The sequence below is a fragment of the Streptomyces diacarni genome (genome assembly GCF_003323715.1).
GTDB classification, from domain to species: domain Bacteria; phylum Actinomycetota; class Actinomycetes; order Streptomycetales; family Streptomycetaceae; genus Streptomyces; species Streptomyces diacarni.
On the sequence record NZ_QOIN01000025.1, the window covers coordinates 130,333 to 139,421 of the forward strand.

The 9,089-nt window shown below is 69.3% G+C and carries 9 protein-coding genes, 1 rRNA gene and 1 pseudogene; all 11 read right to left on the reverse strand.

Annotated elements, in window-relative coordinates; genetic code table 11:
• Positions 1-5 precede the first annotated feature (5 nt).
• Entirely contained in the window at positions 6-569 is a 564-nt protein-coding gene (locus DTL70_RS02425; RefSeq protein ID WP_425470302.1) for a MerR family transcriptional regulator, read from the reverse strand.
• A gap of 319 nt (positions 570-888) precedes the next feature.
• A complete protein-coding gene (locus DTL70_RS02430) occupies positions 889-1,362 on the reverse strand; it encodes a bifunctional nuclease family protein (RefSeq protein WP_027739117.1) in 474 nt (157 codons plus the stop codon).
• A gap of 74 nt (positions 1,363-1,436) precedes the next feature.
• The gene (ftsR, locus tag DTL70_RS02435; protein ID WP_114020140.1) at positions 1,437-2,219 is read right to left on the reverse strand and encodes a transcriptional regulator FtsR; all 783 of its coding nucleotides are present in this window, start codon (positions 2,217-2,219) and stop codon (positions 1,437-1,439) included.
• 18 nt (positions 2,220-2,237) lie between these two features.
• Positions 2,238-2,687 (reverse strand): FHA domain-containing protein, encoded by a 450-nt coding sequence (locus tag DTL70_RS34905; protein WP_341483327.1) that lies wholly within the window; start codon positions 2,685-2,687, stop codon positions 2,238-2,240.
• Positions 2,688-2,702: 15 nt separating this feature from the next.
• A pseudogene (locus tag DTL70_RS34910) lies at positions 2,703-3,050 on the reverse strand (zinc ribbon domain-containing protein); the annotation flags it as partial.
• Positions 3,051-3,197: 147 nt separating this feature from the next.
• A complete protein-coding gene (locus tag DTL70_RS02445) occupies positions 3,198-4,022 on the reverse strand; it encodes a DUF881 domain-containing protein (RefSeq protein WP_114020142.1) in 825 nt (274 codons plus the stop codon).
• Positions 4,023-4,027: 5 nt separating this feature from the next.
• Positions 4,028-4,360 carry a small basic family protein gene (locus DTL70_RS02450; protein ID WP_016467540.1) on the reverse strand — a complete coding sequence of 111 codons (333 nt, stop codon included), beginning with the start codon at positions 4,358-4,360 and terminating at the stop codon, positions 4,028-4,030.
• Entirely contained in the window at positions 4,357-5,268 is a 912-nt protein-coding gene (locus DTL70_RS02455) for a DUF881 domain-containing protein (RefSeq protein ID WP_181860745.1), read from the reverse strand. Before DTL70_RS02455 ends, DTL70_RS02450 begins: the two co-directional genes overlap by 4 nt.
• Before the next feature lie 174 nt (positions 5,269-5,442).
• Positions 5,443-7,938, reverse strand: coding sequence for a mannose-1-phosphate guanyltransferase (locus DTL70_RS02460; RefSeq protein ID WP_114020144.1), 2,496 nt, complete (start codon positions 7,936-7,938; stop codon positions 5,443-5,445).
• A 109-nt stretch (positions 7,939-8,047) separates the two neighbouring features.
• Entirely contained in the window at positions 8,048-8,656 is a 609-nt protein-coding gene (gene clsA / locus DTL70_RS02465; protein WP_114020145.1) for a cardiolipin synthase ClsA, read from the reverse strand.
• 316 nt (positions 8,657-8,972) lie between these two features.
• A 5S ribosomal RNA gene (gene rrf, locus DTL70_RS02470) occupies positions 8,973-9,089 on the reverse strand.

Sequence of the window (9,089 nt, forward strand, 5' to 3'; positions counted from 1 at the left end):
GCCCGTCAGCCCGCGCGGTTGCGGCGGCGGGCCAGCTCGTCCTCCGGGTGGTCGCCCACCAGGGTCTCCCCCGTGTCGACGCGCTCCCCGTGCAGCTGCGAGAGGGCGCCCTCGACGTCCTTCCACACGACGCCCACGGCGATCCCGAAGACTCCCTGGCCGCCTTGGAGCAGATCGACCACCTCGTCGGGCGAGGAGCACTCGTAGACCGTCGCCCCGTCGCTCATCAGCGTCATCCGCGCCAGGTCGGTCCGGCCGCGTGAGCGCAGGTGCCGGACGGCGGCACGGATGTTCTGGAGGGAGACACCGGTGTCCAGCAGCCGCTTGACGATCTTGAGGACGACGATGTCGCGGAAGCCGTAGAGCCGCTGGGTGCCCGACCCGTAGGCGGACCGGATGCTGGGCTCCACCAGTCCGGTGCGGGCCCAGTAGTCGAGCTGGCGGTAGGTGATGCCGGCCGCCGAGCACGCGGTCGGTCCGCGGTAGCCGACCTGTTCGGCCGGGGAATCCGCCGGCTCGCCCGGGGCCCCGTCCGCCTGGGGGCCGACGGCGGACCGCCCCGGGGGCACTTCCCGCCCGTAGGCCGCCCGTGGACCGTCGATGAGGGACGAATCGCCAGCTGCCGTACCTTCGCCGCCGGTGCTTGCCACGCCGACCTCCGTCCTTCACATCCCGGGTTACCCCCGGAACCTGCCCACATGAAGGTAGGCAGTCACTCCGAGTGCGTCAACGATCGCCACACTCGGCACGGCGAGTGATAATGCCCCCAGGAGTGGTTTCGCGTGCCCTCGGCTGGGGAAAAGCTGGCCGGATGGCCACCGCTCCCGGCCGCTGACGCGCGCTCCCCCGCGCCGCGTCGGCGAACGCGGCGCACGGCGAGCAGGGGCGTCACTGGCTGCTGGTGCCGAAGTCCTCCGGGGAAATCTGGTCGAGGAACTCGCGGAACTTCTCCACCTCGTCCTCCTGCTCGTCCGGGATCGCGATACCCGCGTCGTCCAGCACATCGTCACTGCCGTAGATCGGCGTGCCGGTGCGCAGAGCGAGCGCTATGGCGTCGGACGGACGGGCACTGACTTCCACGCCACTGGCGAAAACCAGCTCCGCGTAGAACACGCCTTCTCGCAGATCCACGATGCGGACCGCGGTCAGCTCCTGACCCACTGCTTCCAGGACGTCCTTGAACAGGTCATGGGTGAGTGGGCGTGCGGGGGTCATGCCCTGCTGGGCGAAGGCAATCGCGGTCGCCTCCCCCGGGCCGATCCAGATAGGGAGGTAGCGGTCGCCTCCCACTTCTCGCAGGAGCACGATCGGTTGGTTGGTGGGCATTTCCACCCGGACACCCACGACGTCGAGCTCATTCACACAGCAACCCTAGGCCGTGCCGCGCCTGTTTGGGTAGTCGGGCAGCCGTCCGGCCACGGCACCAGTGTGCCGATTCAGTCACCCGAGGTGCCCGGCGCGGCCTGCACGAAGGCCGCGTAGAGCCGCGCGGACAGCCCGGCCAGCTCCTGGACCGTCCCCTGCGCCAGCTCCCTGGTACGGGCATCCGGGTGCCTTCTGAGGGACGCCACGGTCTGCTCGGCCAGATCGAGCTGGCGCTCGGCGCACAGCTTCAGCGCCCGCAGATGACGTGCCTCCAGCCCGTGCCGGCCCAGCTCCGCCACCAGACGCGCCACCGCCAGCTCGCCGTGCCCGTATCCGCCCTCCGCGTCGGCGCGGAGCAGCCCGTACTCCTCCCACGCCGCGAGCTCCTCCGGCGCCGCCGAGACGGCGGCCAGCAGCTCCTCCCGGCCCAGGCGCACGGCAGCGGGCGGCCCCGCGGCCTGCTGAGCCGCCTGGCGGCCCTCCGGCTCGGCTGACTCGTGCGACACCTCCGGCTCGGCTGACGAGGGCGGCACGGCGGACGGACAGGTGCCGTCCGCGGCGCCTTCCAGCTGCTCCCTGATCACCTTGAGCGGCAGATAATGGTCACGCTGCATGCGCAGCACGTGACTGAGCCGCTCGACGTCCTCGGCGTGGAACTTGCGGTAACCCGCCGGTGTCCGCGCCGGCTCGACGAGGCCCTCCGCCTCGAGGAAACGGATCTTGGAGACGGTGACCTCGGGAAACTCCTCGCGGAGCGCCTGCAGGACGGCGCCGATGCTCATCGGACCGCTCCCCTGCCCTGCGTCCCTGGCGGCGGTGCCCACCCGGGCACCGCCGGACGGCGTGTGCAGCACGAGCCTCCCTGCGGAATCTCAGACGGTGCGCGGGCTTCCGTAGAAGACCAGGCGGTACTTGCCGATCTGCACCTCGTCGCCGCTGGCCAGCGGCACTCCCGCCTCGATCCGCTCACGGTTGACGTAGGTGCCGTTCAGGCTGCCGACGTCGGAGACGGTGAAGGCGCCGTCGGCACCTCGCCGGAACTCCACGTGCCGACGCGAGACCGTCACGTCGTCGAGGAAGATGTCGCTCTCCGGGTGGCGGCCCGCGGTCGTCAGCTCGCCGTCGAGCAGGAAGCGGCTGCCGGAGTTGGGGCCACGCCGCACGATCAGCAGCGCCGAGCCCAGCGGCAGCGCCTCCACGGCGGCCTGCGCCTCGGGGGGCAGCACAGGAGAGACGTGCTGGCCCGTGGACTCCGAGTCGTAGGCCTCCAGCCCGGAGATGGAGATCGTCGACGTCGTCTCCGACGACCCCTCCGCGGGCACGCCGCCCCGCAGGGGGGCTCCGCAGTTGGAGCAGAACCGGCTCGCTTCGGCGACCTGGGCTCCACACCTGTTACACACCGGCAAGGCAGAACCTCCACCTGGATTTGAGGTTTGCGGTGCCTGGGAACCTATGCGCCCCTGCGTACCGGGGTCAACAGAAAACGCGCTGTGACCACCCGAATTGTCGCCCGCGGGCCCGGCCACCTCGTCGCGGAACAGCGGGCGCTCCCCGCCGCTCCCTGGGGCGGTGCCCGTCACCTCGGTGTCGTGGGACGCACGGTGCCGCGCGGTACCCGTGTCACCGCTCCGGCGGCCCTTGCCGAACAACTTCGCAAAAAAACTCACGGGCGATTCCCCTCGCACGAAACAGACCCGCCCGTGGGGCAGGACAGACCCTCGATGCTCTCATTGGTCACTCTCGACGCCCGTCTAACGTCCGTGACCTGTAGACAGTTTCCCTCACGCGGTGCCGGGCCGGCCCGCCGACCCCCCGCAACTCTTCTCACCATCTCACTGCGATGACGACCGAGCGTAGTCAGGCCGCTTCGCCTGTCGCAAGGCGTCCACCGTGACCTTCTCCGAGCGGGTCACATGCACTGTGGCCTGCTTGTTCTTCAGTGTCTGTACGACTCCGCCGGGGATGTTCAGCGCCGGTTCGAGATCCGCCGGCTTGCCGATGACCTCGAACCGGTACGGCGGGTCGATCTTATGCCCGTCCACGTTCACTCCGCCGCCACTGTCGGTGAAATAGGTACTCGCCACCACGCGCACCCCGTTGATCTGCATCGCCTCGGCCCCCGCGGCCCGCAGCTCCTGGACGGCGTCGAGCAGCGTGTCCGAATCGGTGGTGCCGGCCCGGTCGTTGATCGTCATACGGATACCGGGCCCCTCGGCCGCCACCGTACCGGCGAGGACACCCAGCTGGGCCGCCTTCTGCCTGGTCTGCTTCCGGGCCTCTTCCGCCTGGTCGGAGCTGTTCTCCAGCTCGGTGCGCTGCCCGGTCAGCTTCCGCTTCTCGTCCTCCAGCCGCTTGGTGCGGTCGTCGAGCTCGTCCAGGATGCGCACCAGGTCCTCCTGGCGGGCTCCGCGCAGCGCGCTGTTCTCGCTGGTGGAGCGCACCTGGATGGCCAGCCCCAGGCCGAGGACGAACAACAGAAGCGCCACGATGAGTTGGGCACGCGTCACCCGTGGGGGCCAGACGGCCTTTCCCAGCCGCTGCCGCCCGGTCAGCCGCGCGGCCCCCTGGTCATCGGGCACCGTCTCGCCCGCGGGTTCTTCCGCACGCTCCGGCCGCTCGGGCGGCAGTTCCTGCCGCGGCCTGCGCTCGTCGCTCATCGGCCTCACGCCCTGAAGACGTGCCGGCGGATGGCGGCCGCGTTGGAGAAGATCCGGATACCCAGGACGACGACCACCCCGGTGGAGAGCTGGGCACCGACCCCGAGCTTGTCTCCCAGGAAGACGATCAGCGCCGCCACCACCACATTCGACAGGAAGGAGACGACGAAGACCTTGTCGTCGAAGATGCCGTCCAGCATGGCCCGCAGCCCCCCGAACACCGCGTCCAGCGCGGCGACGACAGCGATGGGCAGGTAGGGCTCGACGGCCATCGGCACCACGGGCCGGACGACGAGTCCGGCCACCACTCCGACGACGAGGCCCAGTACGGCGATCACGATGTGCTGCCCTTCCCTGTTCGCACAGGCTTCGCTGTTCTCAGATTCAGACTCGGCGCGGCCGGCAGCCGGACCTCGTCCTGGACGGAGATGCTGGTCTTCGCCCCGTAGTCCTTGTGCAGGATGTACAGATACTGCCCGTCGACACTGTCCTGGAACGTCCTGCTGAACTTCTGTCCAGGGCCGACGGCAAGCAGCGTATAGGGCGGCACCAGCGGCTTGTTGTCGACCAGGACCGCGTCCCCCGCCGCGCGGATGGCCGAACGCGACGTCAGCCGCTGACCGTTGACCGAGACGGCCTCCGCACCCGCCGCCCACAGCCCGTTGACGACCCGCTGGAGATCGCGGTCCCGAATCCGCCCCGTGTCGGAGAAGCCGTCGCTCTTCCTGGGGCCGTCACCGTCACCGTCGCCGGAACCGGCGTCCTCCGCGTCGTCCACCACCAGCTTGAGACCGGGACCCTTGACGGGCGTCGCGCCGGCCAGCAGCGCCGCCGTGCGGCCCCGCTCGTCGCCGTGCTTCTCCAGCGCCTCACGCTGTTCGGCCTCCACGGAGGAGCGCAGCTTGTCCACGTCCTCACCCAGCGTGTCGGCTTCCTTGCCGCCCGACTCGATCCGCTGGATCAACTCCTGCTTCTCCTTGGCGATGCTCGGCGCGGAGATGCGCGCCTGCGCCGCACCGACGGTCACCACCAGCGCGGCCAGCACCAGCCCCACCGCGAGACCGAGCTTGGCCCGCAGGGTGCGCGGCATCCGCGAGCGGCCCACCTCGCCCCGGCGCGCGGCGGCCTCCGCGTACCCCTCGTCGAGGCTGTGCTCCATCACGTTGGTGAGCAGCGACATGGAGGCATCGGGCCGCGGGAACCGCGACAAGGTGCTCCGGCTGGGCTGCTGCGACATGCCGCACATCGTCGCACGTGACGACCCCTGCCACCGAACGCGCCCACCGCTACGCCGTGCGGCGGGACTTGCCCCTGGTACCGCCCACGAGGAAGGGCACGCCCCGCCGCGTACGGCGCGAAGCGGCAGGGCGCTACGGCGGACGCCGCAGGCCGCGGGCCCGGCCGCCGCCCTGCCCGCGGCTCAGTGCCCCGCGCTGTCGACCACAGCGGCCCACTCGTCCAGCAACGCCTGCGCCGAGGCCTCGTCGGGGCCCTCGGCCCACAGATGGGTGACGGCCTCCGCCGGGTCGGGCAGCACCATCACCCACCTGCCGTCGGACTCGACGACCCGCACCCCGTCGGTGGTGTCGACCGACCTGTCCCCGGCCGCCTCCACGACCGTACGCATCACGAGCCCCTTGACCGCCCACGGCGTCGGAAGGTCCCGCCGGCTCACGTGCGCCTGCGGAATCCGCGCGTCGATCTGGCTGAGGGTGAGCTGGGTACGGGCCACAAGGCCGATCAGCCGCACGAAAGCGGCCGCACCGTCGAAGACGGAACTGAACTCGGGAACGATGAACCCGCCGCGCCCGTCGCCGCCGAAGACCGTCGCGTCGTCCCGGCTGACCCGGGCCAGGTCGTCGGTCGAGGTCGTCGTCCACTCGACCTGGGTGCCGTGGTAGGCCGCGACCTGCTCCGCGATCCGCGTCGTGGTCACCGGCAGCGCCACCCGGCCGCTGCGCCGCTCGGCGGCCACCAGGTCCAGCATGACCAGCAGCGCGCGGTCGTCCTCGACGATCCTGCCGTGCTCGTCCACCAGGGAGATCCGCTCACCCACCGGGTCGAACCGCACCCCGAACGCCGCCCGCGCCGAGGCCACGATCTCCCCCAGCCGCACCAGACCGGCCCGCCGGCTCTCCGCCGTCTCCGTCGGACGCGCCTCGTCGAGCCCCGGATTGATCGTCAGCGAGTCCACACCGAGGCGTCCGAGCAGGCTCGGCAGCACCAGCCCCGCGCTGCCGTTGGACGCGTCCACGACCACCTTGAGCCCCGACTCCGCGATCCCCGTGGTGTCCACGGCACGCAGCAGAGATCCTGTGTAGGAGTCGTAGACGCTGGAGGGAAAGCTCAGGTCGCCGATCTCGCCCGGGAAGGCGCGGCGGTACTCCTGGCGCGCGTAGACGCGGTCCAGCTTGCGCTGCTTGGCCTGGGAGAGGTCCGCGCCACGCTCGTCGAAGAACATGATGTCGACCGAGTCCGGCACACCGGTCGTCGTACGGATCATGATGCCACCGGCGCTGCCCCGCGCCGTCTGCTCGCGGGCCACAGGGAGCGGCACGTTCTCCAGGTCGCGTACGTCGATGGCACTGGCCTGGAGCGCGGAGATGATGGCCCGCTTCAGCGCGCGCGCACCGCGGGAGTGGTCACGCGCGGTACAGACCGTGGAGCCCTTCTTCAACGTCGTCGCGTACGCGCCCGCCAGCCGTACCGCCAGCTCGGGAGTGATCTCCACGTTCAGAATGCCGGAGACCCCGCGTGCCCCGAACAGGTGCGCCTGCCCACGGGACTCCCAGATCACGGACGTGTTGACGAACGCGCCGGCTTCGATCGTCTTGAAGGGGTAGACGCGCACGTTCCCCTGGACGATCGATTCCTCACCGATGAAGCACTCGTCGCCGACGACAGCCCCGTCCTCGATGCGCGAGGCCCGCATGATGTCGGTGTTCTTGCCGATGACGCAGCCGCGCAGATTGCTCTGCGGACCCACGTACACGTTGTCGTGCACCACAGCGCGGTGCAGGAAGGCGCCGCTCTTGACCACGACGTTCGACCCGATGACGGACTGCTCGCGCACCTCTGCGCCCGACTCGACCTTCGCGTAGTCACCGATGTACAGAGGGCCCCGCAGCTCGGCGTCCGGATGGACCTCCGCGCCCTCCGCCACCCAGACGCCCGGCGAGATCTCGAACCCGTCCCGCTCGACGTCCACCTTGCCCTCGAGCACGTCGGCCTGCGCCTGCACATAGCTCTCGTGCGTGCCGACGTCCTCCCAGTAGCCCTCGGCGACATAGCCGTAGATCGGCTTGCCCTCCTCCATGAGCCGCGGGAAGACATCACCCGACCAGTCGACCGACGCGTCGGCCTCCACGTAGTCGAACACCTCCGGCTCCATCACGTAGATGCCGGTGTTCACCGTGTCGGAGAAGACCTGCCCCCACGTCGGCTTCTCCAGGAACCTGTCGACCTTCCCGTCGTCGTCCACGATGGTGATACCGAACTCCAGTGGATTCGGCACCCGGGTCAGACACACGGTGACCATCGCCCCGCGCTCCCTGTGGAACCGGATGAGATCGCTCAGATCGAAGTCCGTGAGCGCGTCGCCCGAGATGACGAGAAACGCGTCGTCCTTCAGCGCCTCTTCCGCGTTCTTGACGCTGCCCGCCGTGCCCAGAGGCTTCTCCTCATGGGCATAGCTGAGTTCCATGCCGAGCTCTTCACCGTCACCGAAGTAATTCTTCACCAGTGAGGCCAGGAATTGCACGGTCACCACGGTCTCGGTGAGCCCATGACGCTTGAGCAGCTTGAGCACATGCTCCATGATCGGCTTGTTCACCACTGGCAGGAGCGGCTTGGGCATGCTCGCGGTCATCGGGCGAAGGCGCGTGCCCTCGCCGCCAGCCATCACGACGGCCTTCATGTCGGAAGCGTCCTCCTCATACAGACGACGGTCATACCGACCCTCACCCCTCCAGGATGGCCCACAAAGCCGAATTCAGGGCAGTCGGCCTCCGAGCGGAGGCGGGTGTTCAGTCGGTTTCAGCATCCGCGCTGATCAGACGGCGGACCTGGACCACGTAAAGGATCCCTGCCCACCAGTAGAGCGCAGTACCCCAACCGGCGAAGGCCCATCCAAAGATCGCAGCGAGTGATGCCAGCCATCCACTTCCGTCACTGAGCAGCAGCAACGGGAAGGCGTACATGAGGTTGAAGGTGGCGGCCTTGCCGAGAAAGTTGACCTGGGGCGGCGCATAGCCATGGCGGTCCAGGACCCACACCATGACGAGAAGCAGCAGTTCGCGGGCCAACAACGCGATCGTCAGCCAGAGCGGGAGAATCTCGCGCCAGGTCAGACCCACCAGCGTCGAGAGGATGTACAGCCGGTCGGCGGCCGGATCGAGAATACGGCCCAGGCTGCTGATCTGATTCCACCGACGGGCCAGTTTCCCGTCGAGGTAATCGCTGACCCCGCTCGCGACGATCACGAGGAGTGCCCACAGGTCGCAGTTCGGCCCGCCGAACTCCGGCCAGAGAATCAGCCACAGGAACACCGGCACGCCGACCAGACGAGCCATGCTGAGGATGTTCGGGATGGTGAGGACCCGGTCCGTCTGGACCCGTGTCTCCTGGACCTCCACCCGTGGACCTCCTGTGTGAACGTGCCGACGATGCCCCCTGACCCTACCGGGCGCCGCTCACCCAGCGTGCACGGGGTGGCATGAAGGGTGGGCGGACCGCACGGCGCCGGCAGCGCTCTCGCCAGGCGGTAACGCGTGGGCGTCGCGCCCGGCGGTAACCCACGGCGTTACGCCCGGCGAGCCGGAGCCTCAGCACGCGCGGAGTGAACCGCTGGGCAGCGCCGACAGCACCGTCGAACGCGGAGGAAGAGCTCCGCCGGCGAGCACAAAAAGAAAGCCCCGTTGGCGTGTGCCAACGGGGCTTTCCTCACGAATAGTTCGGCGGCGTCCTACTCTCCCACACGCTCCCGCATGCAGTACCATCGGCGCTGAAAGGCTTAGCTTCCGGGTTCGAAATGTAACCGGGCGTTTCCCTCACGCTATGACCACCGAA